Below are 20,697 nucleotides of genomic sequence, written 5' to 3'. Positions count from 1 at the left end.
TCGGCTTATGGCTGAAGCTCCGTTGTCCATAGGCGCATGGTCGGTGCGCCTATGGCGGATTTTTCTGCTGCCGTTTTGTTTACTTTATAAGTTGCCCAGCCATATTGTATGTTCTACCATCTTTAACAATCACAACTTGTCCGTTTTGTATCCGCTTAACAGGTGCGTTCGGGTTAACGACAATTACCTCTTCTATACCGGTTGCGCTCGTGCAATAGAGAGAAATAACAAGACAACATTGCTTAGAGGCAATCGTGAAGGGAAGCGTACCTGTTACGGGAGCCGACGCAAGGTCGAAAGTATGACCTACGGATGTTGCGGTACCATCTACCTTTGCAGGAAACACATAATCTGTAGAACCGTAAGTTACACCGTTCAGTTTACTGATGTACGCGTCCACATCGTAGTTGTCATAACCATAGAATGTTACTTTTACTACAGATAGGCCTTCGGGTATACCTATTGTATACTCTACATTAGCCGAATATTTTACCGTATTAGAGGTTCCTGCGCCATAACCTTTCCCCCCCGAATTTGAGATAGTGAAACCATCATTAAATTTATATACCGTAGCCGTAGTAGTCTCGCTCGTCTCGTAAGTTACTTTAGAAAGTTCGTAAAGCGTAGCTTCACCTGCTTCATTCTGGGCATCAATCTTCTGTTTCCAAGCAGGATATTCAACCTTGATAACATTCTGACACCAACTACCCAGATACTGGTAGCTCCTGCGGTTACCCGACATTAGCGATGTAGCAATGGGAAGTCCTTTAGCATCCACAACAGGGTCAGTATCTTCATAATTATAAAGGAAACGGTAAAAGAGGTGTCCATAATCATTAGAGTAGATACCAAAAATGGGTTCATAAGCTTTGGCTTCTTGATAGGATGCTTTTGCTATTTCGTACTCTGTGTAGGTATAAGTTTGGCCATTATAGGTATGGCTTCGACTCTTGCCACGATCAGACAACTTCTTGAAGAACTTATCATAAACCTGCTTGCCTTTCTCGCCTCCTAATTGGATGAATCGTCCCCAAATAGCACTAGTTGCTCTATCTACTACTCTACGATCGGCTTCTCCGGCGGTATTGGTGTAGTCCTCGATAGCCTTGCCTTCTATTTTATGAGCATCGAGCCAAGCCACTGCCGCTGTAATTGACTCTTGCAACTCTGCCGAAGGATCTTTAACCGTCATAAGGAACGATAATAGCGAAGCTGATTCACTACCGCTAACAGAAGGAAATTCATGAGGACGACCTTCTACAGGCAGAAAATCAATTGTATCGTGCTGTGCACACCAAGCAGCTTTTGTGCCGTTGTCGTCTATCTGACATTTCAATATGACTTCAATGCCTTTGTTGAACGACGTCATACAACGTTGGCGAGTTGCTTCGTCTGTAATATCTTTGAAGTCTCCGTTATTGTTATAAATATCGCGCAGTAACTTCAACACGTTAGTCATCAGGTCATCGTTAAAAGTTATATAGTCCTGATAACTGCCATTTCCGGAAAGAGGCCAGTATTGTGACCAACCGCCGCAACCCTTCTCTGCACTGAAAATCATGTTGAGAGCTTTACCGAACGCCTCGCGATATTTCTCTACCTTACATCCCTGATAGACCTTAGCAAGGAAACGCATTTCCATCGTAGTGGCAACGTTATCAAGGCAAGAGTGCTCATAACGACTATTTTTCAGCGTAGATAATTCGCCCGCAGTAAGTTTATGTAACTGGTCATTCTTCATCCAGCCACCATTTGTTTTCTGCACTTCGAGTACAATGTCGGCTATGGCTTGAGCCTCTGCCGAACCATACCACTCGGCTCCCATATTACCTGCACACACTTGCCCCCACGACAGGGTTGACACATCTGCTGCTTTGGTACCAAGGCACACTCCAAGCAACGCAATAACACATACAAAAATCTGTTTCATCGTATTCTTATTATGATTTATAGCTGCAAAAATAAATAATTCCTTTGAGTTAAGGAACTAAAACCCCTATTCTGAATATTAATCTTTCAACCACGACCAGCGTTTACCCCAATCTGTCATTGCATCGATGCGCCATTTGGATACGGTTTTGAAGCCATGCAGATTTTTATCGAATAGGTCTTCATCGCTTTTATCTGTGAACCAGTTACGTCCCAGTTTGTAATCTGTTGCGCGAGTTCTGCCCGGCCACACATTCTCTATGGTGATTTCGCCCTGTTGTTGCGGAAAGCCCGGAATATCAGAAACAATGGTATATGGCATGGTACCAAGCGCATAAGTAGCATGTCTTACCGCGTAAATACCATCTCCTAAATAGAATCCTCCCCACGTTTGTTTATTAATAGTCATGACCATACAAATGGAGTCTGACGGAATGTTTACTTTAGGACCTTTCACACGAAACTCCATAATGGAGTATATTTGAACAGTATCTTGTGCTGTCGTTGGTCGGTCGAACACAATCTGTGGGCTATGGGTAAACTTCACAAAGCTACCACCCCATGATTCTTTTGTGGGGTCATTCGGGTCGCCATCCATCATGTAAAGCAAAGATGGTGTATCGCCCAGTTTGGTGTTCCCATTCAGATAATTCTTAAAGTCTTTGCCCAAATGTCCAGCCCCATTGATAAAAGTATCGTAGTATTTACCGTTAAACTCATCCATCTGTTTGTAATTGGCAATGAATCCACGGTAAGAGGCATTGTTTTCAATAAACCAAAGGTTAGGAAAGTTTTCGACAATGTAGGCATAACTATTGGTACTCCATTTTTTGTTCGGTCCACCTATCCAATATATTCTGATTTTATCTTGAATATCGGGAGCGTCATGCAACGCCTGAGCTAGATCATCTAAGCCGCCCCACACCAGCACCCACAGTGGCTGCTTGCTTTTTCTGCGAGCACATTTAATTATCCAATCCGAGCCTTCGGTAGGTGTTGTATACCCGCAGTATGGAGCTGCTCCAAGTCTTCCTTGTTTGCTGATGGAGCGTAGATACGCGGGCGACGGAAATCCTTTGGCGTGTTTTTTCAATTTAGGCAGGTCTTTCTCATACAGATCGATCATTCGCAATATCTCCGACACATTGCCGGTTCCGTAAGAAGGTGAAGAGACAAGACCTTCGGTCTCGAACAGATTGCTGTACATTAAAAAATGAGCCATCGACTGATTGTCGTCCGGGTCTGTGCCTCCTATGTCTGTACTTATAAGTATACGGGGTTTTACCGGAACAGGCGCTTGCGCCATCAACGCAACGACATTAAAAAAAGAAAGAAAAAGAAAGAAAATTACCTTGGTCATGATTTTAGTGTTTAATGTTTATTGAATTACGTGTATTATCACGCGTTTGTAGCGAGTTAATGCGGGAGTTCCATTATCTGTAACAGCCAATATGATGTGCATAGTTCCCAATCTTGAGCTTTTGGGAATGGTGAACCAGGCATTCATTTTATCTGCATCATTTATTTCAAGAGGATTTCCTGTTCTGCCCGAAGATATGATATAAGAACCTGCTTCCGGGTAATAAAACCAACTGTAAGAGAGCTCATCCCCGTCGGGGTCGGTAGAACCGGTTGCACTTAATTCTATACGATCGCCTACTTTAGCCGTCATCAGCCAATCGTGCCCTAACTGTGGAAGCGGAGGATGATTGGCTTCTTCATAAGGCTTGATGGTCCAATCCATACGTGCGGCAAAATCATGCTGGTATGCTTCACGCCAACGCCAGATGGTGGCTTTGTTGCTGGTATGCCAATTACCGTCTATGCCGAGTACTTCATCTTGTGCATCTCCCCATATCGAACGAGTTTCGGGTTCGAGAAACCACCTTTCGGTTCGTGGTTGGTAATACTCATAACGTCCTCCCCAGCTACCCCAATCCGGGTGTTCGGAAGAACCTAAGCCATTATTGATAAGGTACATGAATGTAGGCGAATCGCCTTCCATCAAAAAAGTCATGTGAGGATATTGAACACCCAAAGGTCCTTTACTACGAATATGTTCATCCAGCCAAGGATTGTCTACAAGACTAAAATCGGCACCGGTGAAACGCCCATGAAACTTATCGCCGCTGATGCCACTCCAGGTGCAGTAATGATAGCCGCCATAGGGGTGAAATCCGGGACTGACGATGTAGAACAGCTCCTTAAACTGCTTCCTTATCCAAGGGCCACTATCGTCCTGATCCGAAACGGTGTACACTCTGAGCTTAGAAACGAAGGTCTTTACTTCTTCTGGAGTACGCGTCTGGCTGACTTTCCACAGTGCTTGTGCCAAACAGTTTGGGCCACCCCAAACAAGCACCCAAAGAGGACGCTCGTCACGGTCTACTGATTGTATAATCCAGTCCGACCCATCCGAATCCATCCCATCGCCAACGGCATTCATCCCATAATCTCCACGTCCTTCCTTTATAACAGAACGTAAATGCTCTGCAGATGGATAGCCAGGCTCATGTATAAGCAAATTGTCTCTTATTTCGGCATACGCATCTACAATTTCGCGGATGCGCCATGCGGCAATTTCTTGCTTTTGATGGATAGAAGTGGTGGCAATCAGCCCCTCAACATCCCATTGATTGGAATAAGTAAGGAAACGCACCAAGGACATGGCATCGTCTGGTTCATTCTCAATATCAGTGAGAACAAGCACACGCGGACGCATTGATTCGGCATTTAGATTAGCCACGCATAGAAAGACTAAAAGCATACATGTAATGCCCGTCTTCATTAATTGTTTTTTCATGGATAATATGAAGTTTTAATTTTCATCAAAAGTACAGGAAATAATACCTTGGGCAAATATAACATGATAAGGAAAAGTAGCACTGTGAAGGATTGACAAAAGAATAGGATTTTTTATTTATTTCATTTGTAAACACACAGAAAAGGTCGTTTTGCAGGTAAATTCACGTCGTCGATGGACATCGACGAGGCAAACCGAGCTAAGTTCACGTCGTCGATGGGCAACGACGGGGCAAACCGAGCTAAGTTCTCGTCGTCGATGAGCAACGACGGAGCAAACCGAGCTAAGTTTAGGTCGTCGATGGGCATCGACGAGTCAAAAAAGGTTGTTTTTGGCAGAAAATCCTACTTTATTAACAAAAACAACGGGTATGGAATTTAACAAACATGTATGTTTGCATTTATTTAATATCATGAAACACGTTACATCTTATTTAATTTACCTTCTCTGTCCGTTGCTTTTATTATCCGGCTGCGGATCCCGGGGCGGCGAGAAGAAAGAGAGAATAGCCATTGTCATATCCACCCTGAACAACCCATGGTTTGTTGTACTGGGCGAATCAGCTAAAGCCCGTGCACAAGAGCTGGGATATGAAGCCGTTATTTTTGACTCCCAAAACAACTCGTCGAAAGAAACTGAGCATTTTGATAACATCATTGCTTCCGGTTTTCGGGCTATTCTATTTAACCCCACAGACGCCAATGGCTCTATTGTTAATGTAAGAGCTGCCAAGCAGGCCGATATTCCGGTATTCTGTATGGATAGGGAAATTAGTGTGCGAGGACTGGCCACTTGCCAAATCCTTTCCGACAATTTTAGTGGCTGCGTGCAACTAGGGCAGCATTTTGTAGCTACTGTTGGAAAGAAAGGGAAATATGCGGAATTGCTTGGACTTGTTGGCGACAATAACACCTGGAATCGTTCAAAAGGTTTTCATGCCGTGGTAGATAATTATCCCGGTTTGGAAATGGTAGCCCAACAAAGTGCCGACTTCGACCGCAATAAAGCAATGGAAGTGCTGGAATCTATTCTGCAAGCACATCCCGACATTATTGCTGTGTTCTGCGGAAATGATGCTATGGCAATGGGGGCTTATCAGGCGATACTGGCGGCTGGAAAAGCCAATCAGATTTCGGTATTTGGCTTTGATGGCGAAGAGGATGTTGTAAAAGCCATTAGTGAAGGCAAAATCGTAGCTACCGGTATGCAATCGCCTGCTGTTATGGCTCAAAATGCAGCCGAGCTTGCCGACAGATACTTAAAAGGCGATACCGATTTCGCGCAGAAAATGCCTATCGCAGTAAATCTGGTTACAATTGACAACGTTAAGGAGTATCTAAAATAGACGAGTATGAATATGAAAAAGATTATACAATGGGGAGCAGGTCTCGTTGTCGCGGCATTTCTTCTTTATAACTCCGTTTACATAACCAGTTTATCGGAACGACAAGAAGCCATTAAAGCACAGATATTTGACCCGGCCCGGGCAATCGACACTTTTTGGGAGACCGGTGTTGAAGAATTGCAGGAAAAAGCGCTTCACATGCAGGAGTTTGACCAACTGCTTTCTCTGAATCCAACAGAGCTGATCGGTAAACATGGTAACACATTGGGTATTGGAGCACCTTATTCCATACTGATAAAAGGGGAGGCCATAATTGCAAAGGTAGAGAATGAAATTGTTACTTTGCAATCTGATAGTAGGACTAGTTATCAGATTCGTATTGGCTCTATTTTCAGCAATACCGTACGTGAAGCGTCGGGACATTTTAACCTTGATGAATTTGAAACCACAATGGATTTCAATTTAGTTGCCATTGAGATCAATGACCGCATAGTAAAAGATATAATTACTCCACTCTACGGTCGGTTCATACCTGGTGCTATGGTTGAATTTGTAGGTGCAACTGATGTCAACCCGCGTCAGCTTCCTATGAAAGCTGTTGAAATAATACCCATACAACTTCAAATCAAGCAACCATGAATCAGTCAGCCGAAAGACCTCATACTTGCCCTTCTACTCCTCAGCCATTAGTAAAAGCCAGACGCATAACGAAACGTTGGCCTGGGGTTGTGGCGCTTGATGGGGTAGACTTTAACATCTATGCCGGCAAGGTAAATGCGATTGTCGGTGAAAATGGAGCCGGAAAATCTACTTTAATGAATATCATTTCGGGCACATATTCCGAATATGAAGGTGATGTGTTGCTGGATGACGTGAAGGTATGTTTCCGCAATACATCCGAAGCTGCACGCTGTGGTATATCCATGATTCATCAGGAGCTGAATCTTGTACCGCATTTATCTATTGCCGAGAATATCTATCTGGGACGTGAGCCAGTGAATAGATTAGGATTGATAGATTATCGGAAAATGCATGCTGATGCAGCACTAATTCTTAATCGCTTCAAATTTACCGAAGATACGCACAAGCTTGTAAGTGAACTTCGCGTAGGTCAGCAACAAATTGTAGAAATAGCTAAAGCACTAGCATTTGACATAAAAGTACTTATCATGGATGAGCCTACTTCTTCACTCTCCGAAAATGAAACCCAGATACTTTTTGAACAAATAGAAGAACTTACCTCCAAAGGTGTAGGCATTGTTTATATAACGCATAAGATGGACGAATTGAGGCGTCTGGCAAACTTTGTAACTGTTCTGCGCGACGGTAAATTCATCGGCGAATACAAGGCAGACGGTGTATCTACTGACGAAATCATTCGTTTGATGGTAGGTCGTGACCGGAAAGATCTTTTTGTAAAGCGGAAACATCCAAAAGGTGAAAAGGCACTTGAGCTGATTAACTTCTCAATGCGCGATACCGAAAATAAAAACAGATATAAGGTTAAAGATGTAAATCTACATGTTGCCGCCGGTGAGGTACTGGGAATTTACGGGTTGATGGGAGCAGGAAGAAGCGAGCTTTTTGAAGCCATATTTGGCGTACATAAGCAATTATGTAGTGGACAGATACGCGTATCTGGAAAGAATATAACTATAAAAAGTCCGAAAGATGCAATTAAAAATGGCATTGCTTTGATTCCCGAAGACCGGAAGAACGATGGATTGGTGTTGGGGATGGATATTGGCTGCAACATTAGTTTGGCTTCCATAAAGCACGTGCTCAAATTTGGTTTTCTTCATTACCCATCCGAAGAAGCAGTAGCAGAATCGTTTAGAGAAAAGCTCTCCATCAAGTCGCACTCATGCCGACAAATCGTAGGCAATTTGAGTGGAGGTAATCAACAAAAGGTTGTGTTATCGAAATGGTTGCTCACCAACCCCAAGGTCTTACTACTGGATGAACCTACTCGTGGAATAGATATTAATGCTAAAAATGAAATTTATAAACTTATTGATGAATTAGCTGCCCGTTCTCTGGCTGTTGTCGTAGTTTCTTCCGAGTTACCCGAGATTATGGCTATTTCCGATCGGATTATAACGATATGCAATGGTTGCATTACCGGAGAGTTTACTAGCGACCAGTTTACAGAAGAGGCTATTCTAAAGGCCTCCTTACCTTGTCATCAATCATAACAATAAAACAAGTAACTTATGAATATCACTCTTAAAACTTCTGCAAAAATAGCCGTATTACGACCTTTAGCCGCCCTGCTACTTATGGTAGTGGTCATGACTTTCCTATCGGATAATTTTGCTACTTCGGATAATCTTTTTAATGTTCTTCGTCAGGTTTCGGTTAACCTGTGCATATCCGTAGGGATGACCATGATTATTTTGACTGGCGGAATAGATCTTTCCGTTGGTTCTATCCTTGCTTTCTCTGGTGCCATTGCTGCCGGGTTTTTGCGGAATGGAATTAGTTTGCCAGGGACTGATACATTTATCGGGTTTACATTTCTGGGGTGTATATTGGCAGCATTAGTGGTTGGTGGTGCCCTCGGTTTCTTTAATGGATTGATGGTTACAAAGTTCAAAGTACCGCCTTTCGTAGCTACATTGGCTATGCTGACTATCGCTCGTGGGCTAACCATGCTTTACACCAACGGTTATCCGATTACCGGACTTGGAGATAAGTTCTCTTATCTGGGAACCGGTTGGTTCTTAGGTGTGCCTATGCCTGTTTGGATTGCCCTGATTATTATATTAGGATTCATTTTTTTCATTCGAAAAAGCAAGACCGGGCGTTACATTTATGCCATTGGAGGTAATGAAAAAGCAACGCTACTTTCGGGTATTAATATCAATAAAGTAAAAATATTGGTTTACACATTAACAGGAGTGTTGTGTGCTGTAGCAGGACTATTGGTTACTGCCCGCTTAGATTCTGCACAGCCAAATGCAGGAAGTGGATATGAACTAGATTCAATTGCCGCTGTTGTTATCGGCGGCACATCATTGAGTGGTGGTAAAGGAACAATTATGGGAACTGTTATCGGTGCATTAATTATTGGAACCCTAAACAATGGTTTAGTGTTATTGGACATTTCACCCTTCTGGCAGCAAGTTGTTAAAGGCTTCGTTATTCTACTGGCTGTTGTTATGGATAGAATGAACACAAAACAATAACGATTGAATGTATAAATATATAACCGATTTGCAACACTTCTCAGATTGATCAATTTATACACTATTAACTTTTCTGTTTTGGCAAAAAACAGGTTGTTTATTTTGGTAATATCATAAAAACTACAACAAAACAAACATCGCTATTTTTCAAACCATTTTTGCAGCAGTGGTAACCACTCTTAGTGCCAGTGGTAACCAGAACAAGCATCAGTGGTAACCACAAAGGGTCCCGATGGTTAACACTTTGTGCATTAGTGGTAACCGGGTTTTAGCTAATTGGCTAAAAAACAGGGGCGGAAATCCATTGGATTTCCGCCCCTGTTGGTATATACTTCCCGTATATCTTTGTTATACGAAAGATAGTGTTTTCTGATTAAATATCCAAATGCGAATTAACATCCTATAACACACATCCTCCTTATTTTGTATGATATTTACACCGTCATATACATCAAATACAGAACAATATGTTGATACGATTAAAAGATAAGACTGCCACTCCTCACTAAAAAAATGTTACTTTTGTACATAGTAAGATAACCACCTCAAAAGGGTAGGTTCTACAGGATTACAAAAAGTAATTTATCAAAGCATGAGCGATAATAAAGAAAAGAAAAGAGCCGAACGAAATAGAACATTAACTATTGCGGATGAAGAGCGAAAACAATATATAGAACAACTTTGCAATATTGAACGTGATGATTGTTTTGCTATTGATGAAGTAATCAACAAAACAATACATGCCGATTTGTTTGATGCGTTGGAAAAGCTACCAAAAGGATTTGCCGATCTTATCATTATTGACCCACCTTATAATCTTGATAAAGACTTTCATGGCTTCAAATTTAAGTCTTCGGATAGCAGCAGCTATTTGGAGTACCTCAGATCATGGTTTCCTAAAATTGTTGCCTTATTGAAGGAAAATGGTTCTCTCTATCTTTGTGGAGATTGGAAATGTACTTCTGCTTTGCAGAAAGTAATGGAGGAGAACTTGACTGTGATGAATAGAATTACATGGCAAAGAGAAAAAGGAAGAGGCGCATTAAGCAATTGGAAGAATGGGATGGAAGACATCTGGTTTGGCGTAAAAGATAAAAACAATTATTATTTTGATGTCGAATCGGTGAAAATGAAGAGAAAAGTCATTGCTCCTTACAAAGTAGATGGAAAACCTAAAGACTGGGAAAAAACTGAAGAGGGCAACTTCAGGTTGACATACCCCTCTAACTTCTGGGACGATATCAGCATTCCATATTGGTCAATGCCGGAAAACACAGACCATCCAACTCAAAAGCCAGAGAAACTTATTGCCAAACTGATATTGGCTTCTTGTCCGGAAGGAGGAGTGGTTTTTGATCCTTTCCTAGGTTCTGGAACAACATCTGTTGTTGCTAAAAAACTAAAGCGGCAGTATGTGGGTGTAGAGATGAATGAAGAGTATTGCATTTGGGCCGAAAAGCGTTTGCAACTTGCAGAGAATGACAATTCTATTCAAGGTTATACCGATGGCGTTTTTTGGGAAAGGAACTCTCTTAGTGCTCAACAGGCACAAAAAAAGAAAAGAAGCTAAGCGATTTGCTTAACTCCTTTCTTTTCAAGTCGGGGTGACTGGATTCGAACCAGCGACCACTCGCCCCCCAGACGAGTACTCTAACCGGGCTGAGCTACACCCCGAATTGCGGGTGCAAATATACAGGGAAGTTTTTTAACTGCCAAAAGATTTAATCCTAAATCCCCATACACTCTCTATAAAAATCAAACATCTCAAATATCTGTTGCTTATCTGCTGTTTGGTCTATCACGATATTACCTACATCTTTTAGTAACGTGAAGTTAACAACCCCTGCCCTGTTTTTCTTATCGTGCTGCATAAACGTGTAAAGCTGTTCGTATTGATCACATTCAATATAGAACAAGCCATAGCTTTCCTTGACAAATTGAACCACTGTACGCAGTTTTTCTTTAGGGAATCCCGTTTTAACACACGACAAATATAGCTCGCAAACCAATCCCCATGCTACCGCATAGCCATGCAATACCGCACGATTCTCGGCTAAGGCAAGGCTTTCAAACGCATGCCCCACTGTGTGTCCCAAGTTCAGCGCCTTACGGATGCCACGTTCAAAAGGATCTTGATTAACAACCTCTTCTTTTATTCGTACCGAATGAGCTACCAGTTTGCCCAATGCTGTGTAGTTTATTGCATCTGCATCAAAAGAGAGCAATTCATTGAAGTGTTCGTTGTTACTTATTAAGCCATGTTTCAACATTTCGGCATAACCCGAAAAAAAGTTTTCTCTATCTAAACTCTCTAAAAAACCAGCATAGAGAATCACTGTATTCGCTGGTGCAAACACGCCAACTTCATTCTTCAAACCGTTGAAGTTAATACCCGTTTTACCTCCTACCGAAGCATCGACCATAGCCAAAAGCGTAGTGGGGATGTTGATGTACTGCATACCCCGCTTAAAGGTTGCCGCGGCAAAACCTCCAAGATCGGTTACCATGCCACCGCCTAGATTTATCAATAAAGAGTGACGTGTGGCACCACCGTCGCTTAGTTTTTGCCACACAGTGGCAAGCGTATCAAGAGTTTTGTGAACATCGCCCGCAGCAATCGAGATTTCCGTATAACCCGATAGCGCAGGTAGCATGGAAATACGCGGCAAGCAAAGAGCAGCAGTATGCGTATCGGTCAATATAAATAATTTATCGAAAACATATTGGCTGACAACTTCTCTGAGTGTCTCCTCGAGAGACGTACTAAGTACAACGGCTTGTTTATTCATGATTCTATCACATTAATACAAGCGCAAAAGTACATATTTATCACTGGAATTAGTACCTTTGCGCATTAAAACAGAGAAAAATGAAAGCACTACTTCCAATATTTTGTCGCCCTATGGGCTATGTGATACTTATTATTTGTTTGTTCCTCCCTTTCCTATTTGTTATGTGGGGCATAATTAACGACAACAATTTACTGTTTTACAAAGAATGCATCAAGCTATTGATGATGATTGGCGCGTTGATGATACTGCTGGCACTGACTAAAGACGAAACATTCGAGACAGAAAAGATACGTATCAAAGCGATGCGAAATGCTGTTTTCGTTACATTTATCTTTATATTCTTCAATATGTTGATAAAAGTCGCTACCCGAGACGCAGAATTAATTAGCTCTGCTTCTTTCCTTACCTTCCTAATAATCAATGTAATCTGCTTGGAGTTTGGGTTAAAGAAAGATTTAGTAGATAAAATTTTCAAAAGATAACACTACACACATTAAACCTTTTTGAGCCTTCGTTGTCAAAGAACCAACGAAAAAACAAAAGAATCACAGATGAAAAAATTCCTTTTAGGTGGGATGCTATTGTTTGTATGCTCCCTTACGACCTATGCACAAAACAAAAACATTACCGTATCGGGTACTATTATTGAAGCGGAAAGCAAAGAAGCTATTCTGCAAGCCAGTGTTCAGATGCTAACATTACCAGACAGTACGTTCGTTACTGGAATTGCGTCGGATACCCGTGGCGTATTCAGTTTACCTAAAGTAACCGAAGGAAACTATTTATTGAAGATAACGTATATAGGTTTCCAAACTAAATACATCCCGCTAAAACTTAGCAACAAGAAATCCAACAGCAATCTTGGTACCATTGCACTCGATGCAGACGCCATCTTACTTGCCGAAGCTGTAATCACCGCCGAGGCACCTCCCGTACAAGTGGTAGAAGATACCGTTGTGTATGCAGCATCTGCTTACCGTACCGCTGAAGGTGCTATGCTCGAAGAACTCGTGAAGAAACTACCCGGTGCAGAAGTATCGGAAGAAGGAAAGATTACTATCAACGGAAAAGAGGTTAAGAAGATTATGGTGGACGGGAAGGAATTTTTCTCGGACGACCCATCGGTTTCAATGAAGAACCTCCCCGTTAATATGGTAGAAAACGTAAAAGCGTATGACCGCAAAAGTGACAATGCCCGCATCACAGGTATTGACGATGGAGATGAAGAGACCGTGCTCGACCTTACCGTAAAGAAAGGAATGAAACAAGGATGGATAGGAAATCTCATTGCCGGATATGGTAGTGAAGACCGCCATGAGTTGGGTGCTATGCTCAGCCGCTTTAAGGACGATGCCAGTATCTCATTTGTGGGAAATGCCAACAATACTAACAATCAGGGATTCTCGGAGTTTGGCGATGCCGGACAAGGTATGAGTAACCGTGGAGGCAGAAGAGGTATTACAACATCGCGCTCGCTGGGTATGAACTTTGCCAAAGATACAAAGAAGCTACAGGTAGGAGGTAATGTGCAATATGGCTATTCGGACAATGACTCTTGGTCAAGAACTTCTTCGGAAAAGTTTCGTGGAGAAGAGTCTTCTTTTAACAACAGCGAATCAAGCTCCGGAAGACAACGCCACGATGTGCGTGTAGACTTTCGTTTAGAATGGAGACCGGATAGCATGACCACTATTATATTCCGTCCCAATGCATCGTATTCAAACACAAAATCAAATGGAGTTTCTTACTCTACAGAGCTCAACAATGCACACGAGTTGGTAAACGAGAAACAGGCCTTTTCAAATGGGAAAAGCAACAATTTCTCATTCAATGGACGCTTGACAGCATTCCGCAGATTAAATACCAACGGTAGAAATGTTGCTATTGGTGCCAACTTTGGATACAGTGATAGCGAGACAAATAGCGATTCGGAGACATCTATTGTAAAGTTCTTAGAAGAAGAAAACACCGAATTGATGAGGCATACTGACAAAAACGGTGACAATCGCAACTGGAGCATAAATGCCTCATATACTGAACCCATTTTCAAGAATAACTACTTGCAACTTCGTTACGAGTTTGCGCATCGCAAAAGGTTATCGGAATCATTGGTATCAGACCTCGATTCCATCATGCCAAACGGATACGTAGAGTCGCTAAGTTCGCGCGTAGAAAACTTCTACGACACACACAACATTGAGGCATCGCTGCGAGGAATATATCCCAAGTTGATGTATAGCGCGGGAGTAACTTATACACCGCAATCATCGCGCAGCGAAACAACAATCGGTCCAAACACCAGCAACCAATTACCCACACAGCGGGTAAACAATTACGCGCCGAGTGTAATGCTTCGCTACAGATTCAATAAACAACATGTATTGATGCTTCGCTATCGTGGTAGAAGCAGCGAGCCCGATATTGAAGATTTGCAAGAGGTTATTAACCAAACCGACCCATTGAACATTCACTATGGTAATCCTAATCTAAAGCCTTCGTTTACCCATAACTTAATGATGTACTATAACAACTACATCCCTAAGTATATGCGAAGTTATTCGTTCAACCTGTTCTATACCAACACACAAAATGATATTACCAATCACCAATCGTACAACTCCCTAAATGGTACTACGGTATATAGAAGAGTAAATATCAATGGTAACTGGAGTGCACGCGGATTCTTCTCGTTCAACACACCCTTGAAGAACAAGAAATTTACGATATCATCGAATACAGGTGCAAACATCAGCGATGTAGTTGGTTATACAAGTGTTGACCGTTCGAGCGAATCTAGTGAGTCCGAAAAAAACACCACGCACAACCTTGCATTGAGCGAACGGCTTACAGCCAACTATCGCACCGATAAATTCGACATATCCTTGAAAGGTTCTGTAAACTACAATAAAGCAGACAACAATAAACAAACAAATAGTAACAGAGAAACATTCGATTACTATATTGGCGGAAACACCAATATCACACTCCCTTGGAGCTTATATCTATCTACCGACGTTGATTACCGCATCAAAGAGGGATATAGCAGCGGGTTGAACAACAATGAAGTTATCTGGAATGCACAGATTTCGAAAACTATCTTTAAGAAGAACAACGGTACAATCCGCTTCAAGATATACGACATACTGAAACAACAAAGCAACCTATCGCGCAGCATCAGCCAAAGTGCCATTACCGATACGGAATCAAATGTATTGGGTAGCTACTTCATGGTACACTTTGTGTATCGCCTGAACACACTGGGTGGCAAGTCGCGCTCAAACAGCGGACAAGGATTTAGCGGTGGCGAAAGAAGACCAAGACCAGGTGGCGGTGGAGGACCCGGCGGTGGAGGGCACCGAATGTGGTAATCTATAACATAAACAATATTGTAAAAAGGCGCTGAGAGCGCCTTTTTTTGTGTCAACTATCTAATATTCAAAGTAATTGCCTATATTTGTTTAGCAAATGGATACACTTCAACTCATAGGGATTATCTTACGGTTTGTCTATTTGGCTGCCATTGTAAGTACAATTGTCGTTATTATTCTCGACAATCGCAACCCTGTGAAGACTATGGCGTGGGTACTTATCTTGATGTTCCTACCTTTCGTTGGGCTAGTATTCTACATTTTCTTCGGTCGAAGCACCCGCAAAGAACGTATTATTGAACGAAAAAGTTACGACCGCCTCCTCAAAAAACCTATGGCAGCGTATCAGGCACAGGAGCTTTCCGAGGTTCCTTATGACTACGAAGGACTTATTCGTTTTTTCTGGAACACCAATCAGGCTTTTCCTTTCAAAGGTAATGATGTAACAACCTACACAGAGGGTTACTCCATGCTGCAAGCGTTGATGCGAGAAATAAAGAAAGCGCGTCATCATATACACCTTGAATTTTACATTTTCAAAGATGACTCGGTGGGTCGCTTGCTGCGCGATTTACTGATTGACAAAGCACACGAAGGAGTAGAAGTGCGTCTTATCTATGACGATGTGGGTTGCTGGAGGGTTCCCAATAATTTCTTCGAAGAGATGCGCGATGCCGGTATCGAGGTACGCAGTTTCCTCAAGGTTCGTTTTCCACTCTTCACCAGTCAGGTAAACTTCCGAAACCACCGCAAAATAGTAGTGATAGATGGCAAAGTTGGTTTTATTGGCGGCATGAACATCGCCGAAAGATACCTCAAAGGATTCTCTTGGGGCACATGGCGCGACACACACATTAAACTGAGAGGACGAGCGGCTCACGGATTACAAACAGCATTCTTGCTCGATTGGTTCTTTGTAGATCAAACGTTGATTACCAGTTCCAGTTACTTCCCGCGCATAGAGAATGGTTCGGATCACAACCTCACACAGATTGTTACCAGCGATCCTGTAGGTCCATGGAAAGAAATCATGCAGGGAATCACTACTGCTATAACTAACGCCAAGAAGTATTTCTATATACAAACACCCTATTTTTTACCTACCGACACCCTCTCCATAGCATTACAATCTGCTGCTTTGTCGGGGGTGGATGTGCGCATTATGATTCCCGAAAGAGCCGACACCCGAATTACTCATTGGGGCTCTCGCTCTTACCTTAAAGATATGATGCTGGCAGGAGTAAAGATTTATTTTTATCAAAAAGGGTTTCTGCACTCCAAGCTATTAGTATCGGATGACATGCTTTCGTCAGTAGGTTCTACGAACATTGATTTCAGGAGTTTTGAGCACAACTTCGAAGTTAATGCGTTTATCTACAATGCCAATACAGCAAAACAACTGAAAGAACTATTCTTGCAAGACCAGAAAGAGAGCCAACAGATTTTATTAAAAAAATGGAAGAAAAGGCCACTGTACCAAAAGGCCATTGAGTCTATAGTTCGGATTATTGCTCCGCTACTCTAACTACTGAAAGAAGGAAAAATTCACACTCCCATACACACGCTTCTCTACAAAGCGCGGATGTTCCTCAAAAGTATTTGTTTTTCCATGCTCTAAAACCAACAAACCATCTTCATTAAGCAAACTATGTTCGAAAATGAGATCGGGGATAGTTTCAATGCCTTTAAGATCGTAAGGAGGATCGGCAAAAATAAAATCGAATTGTTTGCCTCCCTTACCGATATACTTAAACACATCTCCACGAATGGGGATGCACTTATCTGTTTTAAGCTCGGCAAGCACCTTATTAATAAAGGCAAAGTGGGCAGGCTCCTTTTCAATACTTACCACGCGTTCGCATCCACGAGAGAGTAACTCCACTGTAATGCTACCTGTACCGGCAAAGAGGTCGAGCGCAGTCAAACCTTCGGAGAAATCCATATAGGCTTGAAGCACATTAAAAAGATTTTCTTTTGCAAAGTCGGTTGTAGGACGTGCCTTAAACGTGCGTGGCACATCAAACCTTCTTCGCTTATACATACCGCCTATAATTCGCATATTTTTTATCCTTTTGAGAGTAACAACTGCATATCCAAGGGTATTTCTTCTACCTTCTCTGCCGTTGCGTTGTTCAATTCCGAACTGGTATTAATGACAAATGCTTTCTTTACAAATTTCTTCAGCTCATTCATAAAAGCATTTTTTTCTTCGAAGAAGCCGGCAAGATGCAGTTCGTCGCGCTCTTGATCCATCTGTAATTGTTTCCACACATAGAGCAAGTAGTACAGACGGTCACTGTTCTTTTTACAGATAAAAGAGTTGGCAAGCAAAAGCGTTCCTCGTTCAAAGCAATAAAGCTCCAGCATCTCCTCACGCATGTAAGCATACATTTTCTTGGAATTCCCCAATCTGCTTTTCGCCGCAAAGTGTTCAATAAGCGAACTTGTTTGCGAATAGTACTTAACTGATTCAAAACGCTCGGAGAGTAACGTATGTACACTTTTATCTACACCAAAGAGTACCACTATGTTGTTTTTCTTCAACACATTATAGAGCACTATCTCGTTCTCATGTCGCGGATGGTTATAGTAAAACAACACCTCGGCTTGCTCTTCCTCAAAAAGTTCGAGTGGCACAAAGGTATAACGTTTATTTATCAGCAACACATTGGTTCGTTTGAAGCGATGGATAAGAAAATCATTCTCTTTATATTGCCGCTTCAAATTGGCTGTAAAAGATATTAAAGGATCTACCTCTTTTGTTGTAAAGAAGATAGAATCAGTAATCGGGTCGTATACGGAAAAAGAAAATCCATCCGTGGCTAAACGGATGGATAAAGTATATTGTTCCGATTTACTAAAATCAATACGATTAGTAACAACAGTTCCGGACATAAGCAGGAATTATTCCCAGTTACCAGCGTTGTTATTAGGTGTATCCAAAGAACCCATCATCAAACCGGGATATCTGTTCAGTTTTTGTTGAACGTCAATCAGGTTAATAATTTCTTGTGGATCCAATCCGTTCAAATAAACAGAATATGGAGTTTTTACTTCCAACAAGTAGATAGGTGCACCCGAAGCGGTAGAGTCATTTCTTGTACCCATTTCAAATTGAGCACCACCTCCGTAAGGAACATATCTCATTGAGTCGGCAGGATAATTTCTATTGAAAAGTGTATCAAGTACAGATACCCACATAGTATCACGTTTGAAGTTCATCAAACCAGCTTTCTCTACATCTCTCCAGTTATTTGTTTTCTTTGCTTTATTGATCAAAGCCATTGCTTTTCTTTCGGTCATTCCGTCTTCTAATTGCTTGTCGCTCAAAACACCTTCTTTTGCAACGAAAGGTATCTTTCCGTTTTTCACAAAGTCAATTAAAGTATCGAAACTTGCTGTATATTGTTGTTTGTTCAACATACGATACTCTTGCTGTGCTTTACGAATATCTATTAAACGTGCAACAACTTCTTTGTCTCTGTTCTTTTTTTCTTTGTCAAAATTAATAGGACCCATAACACTTGCATAGCAGATGTAAATCAACAAACAAGAAATAAGACCTAATAACACATTAAAAACTGTTTTCATGATAGATATATTTATTTTTTGGTTTATATTCGTTGTCGCAAAATTAAAATAATTAATCTGAAACGCGATAGTTATAAAGACTTTTTCTCTTTTAAAAAATGATAAATAACTATTTGGAACGCCAAATTAAGGAAAATTTCCCTTACACTCCAACTTTTGACCAGGAAAAAGCGACAAAAAAAGTTGCGGAGTTCTTGAGCAACCCTAACGCTGATACCATTTTTGTGCTTTGTGGATATGCCGGAACAGGAAAAACATCACTTATCGGCGCATTGGTAAAGACACTGGATACACTAAAGCAAAAGACAATGTTGCTTGCGCCAACCGGACGGGCAGCAAAGGTATTCAGCGCATATGCCAAGCATCCCGCTTTTACTATTCACAAGAAGATTTATCGCCAACAATCCTTCTCTAATGAACTGACTAATTTCAATCTGAACGAAAACCTGCATACGCACACGCTTTTTATTGTGGACGAAGCCTCGATGATAGCCAACAATGGGCTTTCCGGCAATGTCTTTGGCACAGGCAGATTGCTCGACGACCTGATTCAGTACGTTTATTCGGGCACGGGTTGCCGGTTACTTTTGATGGGAGATACAGCCCAGCTTCCACCCGTAGGCGAGGCAGAAAGTCCTGCGCTTAATGCCGAAGTTCTGAGAGGATATGGTCTACACGTAACAGAGGTGAGTATGACACAGGTAGTCCGCCAAGAACAAGAATCGGGCATTCTATGGAATGCGACCCGCCTGAGGCAACTTATCGCAGAGGGTAATTGCTTCTCGTTACCCAAGATCAAAACCAGCGGATTTAATGATATTGCGATACTGCCCGGGAACGAACTTATCGAAACATTGACCGAGTGTTACGAACGCGACGGAATGGAAGAAACCATTGTTATCAACCGTGCCAACAAACGCGCCAACATGTATAACACCGGCATACGAAGTGCCATTCTTTATCGTGAAGACGAACTGAATACGGGCGATACTCTGATGATTGCCAAGAACAATTATTTCTGGACAGAGAAAGAAAAAGAACTCGATTTTATTGCTAATGGAGACATTGCCGTGGTGCGTCGTGTGCGCCGAAGCAGAGAAATGTACGAATTTCGTTTTGCAGAAGTCCTCCTCTCTTTCCCCGATCATAACGACATGGAGCTAGAGGTAAACTTATTGCTCGACACATTGCACTCCGACTCTCCTGCCCTCGGCAAGGAAGCAGCCGACAAACTCTTCTATAACGTGCTCGAAGATTACAAAGATATCCCACAAAAACGAGAGCGAATGAAGAAAATGAAGAGCGACCCTTACTTCAACGCGCTTCAAGTAAAGTATGCCTACGCCATCACTTGCCATAAAGCGCAAGGCGGACAATGGAAAAATGTATTTCTGGATCAAGGCTACATGAAAGACGAATACCTCACCCCCGATTACTTTCGCTGGCTCTATACAGCCGTTACCCGTGCCTCGGGTAAGCTCTATTTAGTGAATTACCCCAAGGAACAAACCGAATAAGCCTGTTTCAAACTCACATTTTTACAGTGGCAAGCAGAAGCATTGTCACTGCATTGTTGTGTCATTTTGTCTTATACGGGATTTGGTTGTCACCTTTTTGCTGCATAATATTTTCTTATTTATGCATAAAACCGTACAACATCGCTACAGTGAAACTTTTAAGT

The 20,697-nt window shown here is 42.0% G+C and carries 16 protein-coding genes and 1 tRNA gene; 9 read left to right on the top strand and 8 right to left on the bottom strand.

What is annotated here, in order from left to right; all coding sequences use genetic code 11:
* Window positions 1-79: 79 nt before the first annotated feature.
* The 3 genes from pelA to D0T50_RS12010 form a co-directional block, all read right to left on the bottom strand.
* Window positions 80-1,930, bottom strand: coding sequence for a pectate lyase (gene pelA, locus D0T50_RS12020; RefSeq protein WP_163223776.1), 1,851 nt, complete (start codon window positions 1,928-1,930; stop codon window positions 80-82).
* A gap of 78 nt (window positions 1,931-2,008) precedes the next feature.
* Window positions 2,009-3,289, bottom strand: coding sequence for a nucleoside hydrolase-like domain-containing protein (locus tag D0T50_RS12015; RefSeq protein ID WP_163223775.1), 1,281 nt, complete (start codon window positions 3,287-3,289; stop codon window positions 2,009-2,011).
* 18 nt (window positions 3,290-3,307) lie between these two features.
* On the bottom strand, window positions 3,308-4,732 hold the full coding sequence (locus D0T50_RS12010; RefSeq protein WP_203558238.1) for a nucleoside hydrolase-like domain-containing protein: 1,425 nt from the start codon (window positions 4,730-4,732) through the stop codon (window positions 3,308-3,310).
* 370 nt (window positions 4,733-5,102) lie between these two features.
* Between D0T50_RS12010 and D0T50_RS12005 the strand changes: the two genes are divergently transcribed.
* The 5 genes from D0T50_RS12005 to D0T50_RS11985 all read left to right on the top strand — a co-directional run bounded on the left by D0T50_RS12005 (window position 5,103) and on the right by D0T50_RS11985 (window position 10,835).
* Window positions 5,103-6,077: a D-ribose ABC transporter substrate-binding protein gene (locus D0T50_RS12005; RefSeq protein WP_203558237.1), complete on the top strand. Its 975-nt coding sequence runs from the start codon at window positions 5,103-5,105 to the stop codon at window positions 6,075-6,077.
* A gap of 12 nt (window positions 6,078-6,089) precedes the next feature.
* Window positions 6,090-6,716 (top strand): DUF2291 family protein, encoded by a 627-nt coding sequence (locus D0T50_RS12000; protein ID WP_163223773.1) that lies wholly within the window; start codon window positions 6,090-6,092, stop codon window positions 6,714-6,716.
* The gene (locus tag D0T50_RS11995) at window positions 6,713-8,272 is read left to right on the top strand and encodes a sugar ABC transporter ATP-binding protein (RefSeq protein WP_163223772.1); all 1,560 of its coding nucleotides are present in this window, start codon (window positions 6,713-6,715) and stop codon (window positions 8,270-8,272) included. The genes D0T50_RS12000 and D0T50_RS11995 overlap by 4 nt, the downstream gene beginning before the upstream one ends.
* 18 nt (window positions 8,273-8,290) lie before the next feature.
* Window positions 8,291-9,265: an ABC transporter permease gene (locus tag D0T50_RS11990; RefSeq protein WP_163223771.1), complete on the top strand. Its 975-nt coding sequence runs from the start codon at window positions 8,291-8,293 to the stop codon at window positions 9,263-9,265.
* Window positions 9,266-9,857: 592 nt separating this feature from the next.
* Window positions 9,858-10,835 (top strand): site-specific DNA-methyltransferase, encoded by a 978-nt coding sequence (locus D0T50_RS11985; protein ID WP_163223770.1) that lies wholly within the window; start codon window positions 9,858-9,860, stop codon window positions 10,833-10,835.
* A gap of 29 nt (window positions 10,836-10,864) precedes the next feature.
* On the opposite strand, the gene D0T50_RS11980 is transcribed toward D0T50_RS11985, so the two are convergent.
* Together D0T50_RS11980 and aroB are read right to left on the bottom strand one after the other, a co-directional pair.
* Window positions 10,865-10,939, bottom strand: a tRNA-Pro gene (locus D0T50_RS11980).
* 53 nt (window positions 10,940-10,992) lie between these two features.
* On the bottom strand, window positions 10,993-12,054 hold the full coding sequence (gene aroB, locus D0T50_RS11975; RefSeq protein ID WP_163223769.1) for a 3-dehydroquinate synthase: 1,062 nt from the start codon (window positions 12,052-12,054) through the stop codon (window positions 10,993-10,995).
* Between the two features lie 80 nt (window positions 12,055-12,134).
* On the opposite strand from aroB, the gene D0T50_RS11970 reads away from it, so the two are divergent.
* From D0T50_RS11970 to cls, 3 genes are all read left to right on the top strand, one after another.
* The gene (locus D0T50_RS11970) at window positions 12,135-12,539 is read left to right on the top strand and encodes a hypothetical protein (protein WP_163223768.1); all 405 of its coding nucleotides are present in this window, start codon (window positions 12,135-12,137) and stop codon (window positions 12,537-12,539) included.
* A gap of 69 nt (window positions 12,540-12,608) precedes the next feature.
* The gene (locus D0T50_RS11965) at window positions 12,609-15,425 is read left to right on the top strand and encodes an outer membrane beta-barrel family protein (protein ID WP_163223767.1); all 2,817 of its coding nucleotides are present in this window, start codon (window positions 12,609-12,611) and stop codon (window positions 15,423-15,425) included.
* A 97-nt stretch (window positions 15,426-15,522) separates the two neighbouring features.
* The gene (gene cls, locus D0T50_RS11960) at window positions 15,523-16,950 is read left to right on the top strand and encodes a cardiolipin synthase (RefSeq protein WP_163223766.1); all 1,428 of its coding nucleotides are present in this window, start codon (window positions 15,523-15,525) and stop codon (window positions 16,948-16,950) included.
* Here the strand turns inward: cls and rsmD are convergent, their stop codons facing one another.
* The 3 genes from rsmD to D0T50_RS11945 are packed head-to-tail and all read right to left on the bottom strand — an operon-like array spanning window position 16,951 to window position 19,016.
* Window positions 16,951-17,484: a 16S rRNA (guanine(966)-N(2))-methyltransferase RsmD gene (gene rsmD / locus D0T50_RS11955; protein ID WP_163223765.1), complete on the bottom strand. Its 534-nt coding sequence runs from the start codon at window positions 17,482-17,484 to the stop codon at window positions 16,951-16,953.
* Between the two features lie 5 nt (window positions 17,485-17,489).
* A complete protein-coding gene (locus D0T50_RS11950; RefSeq protein WP_163223764.1) occupies window positions 17,490-18,320 on the bottom strand; it encodes a DUF3822 family protein in 831 nt (276 codons plus the stop codon).
* Window positions 18,321-18,329: 9 nt separating this feature from the next.
* Complete coding sequence (locus tag D0T50_RS11945; RefSeq protein ID WP_163223763.1) at window positions 18,330-19,016, bottom strand: hypothetical protein; 687 nt, start codon at window positions 19,014-19,016, stop codon at window positions 18,330-18,332.
* A 98-nt stretch (window positions 19,017-19,114) separates the two neighbouring features.
* On the opposite strand from D0T50_RS11945, the gene D0T50_RS11940 reads away from it, so the two are divergent.
* On the top strand, window positions 19,115-20,533 hold the full coding sequence (locus D0T50_RS11940; RefSeq protein WP_163223762.1) for an ATP-dependent RecD-like DNA helicase: 1,419 nt from the start codon (window positions 19,115-19,117) through the stop codon (window positions 20,531-20,533).
* The last annotated feature ends 164 nt before the right edge of the window (window positions 20,534-20,697 follow it).

This window comes from Bacteroides sp. 214 (genome assembly GCF_010501015.1).
In the GTDB taxonomy this organism is placed as follows: domain Bacteria; phylum Bacteroidota; class Bacteroidia; order Bacteroidales; family Bacteroidaceae; genus Bacteroides.
The sequence above is the reverse complement of the archived record's forward strand: the minus strand, read 5'-3'. Positions and strand labels throughout refer to the sequence as shown.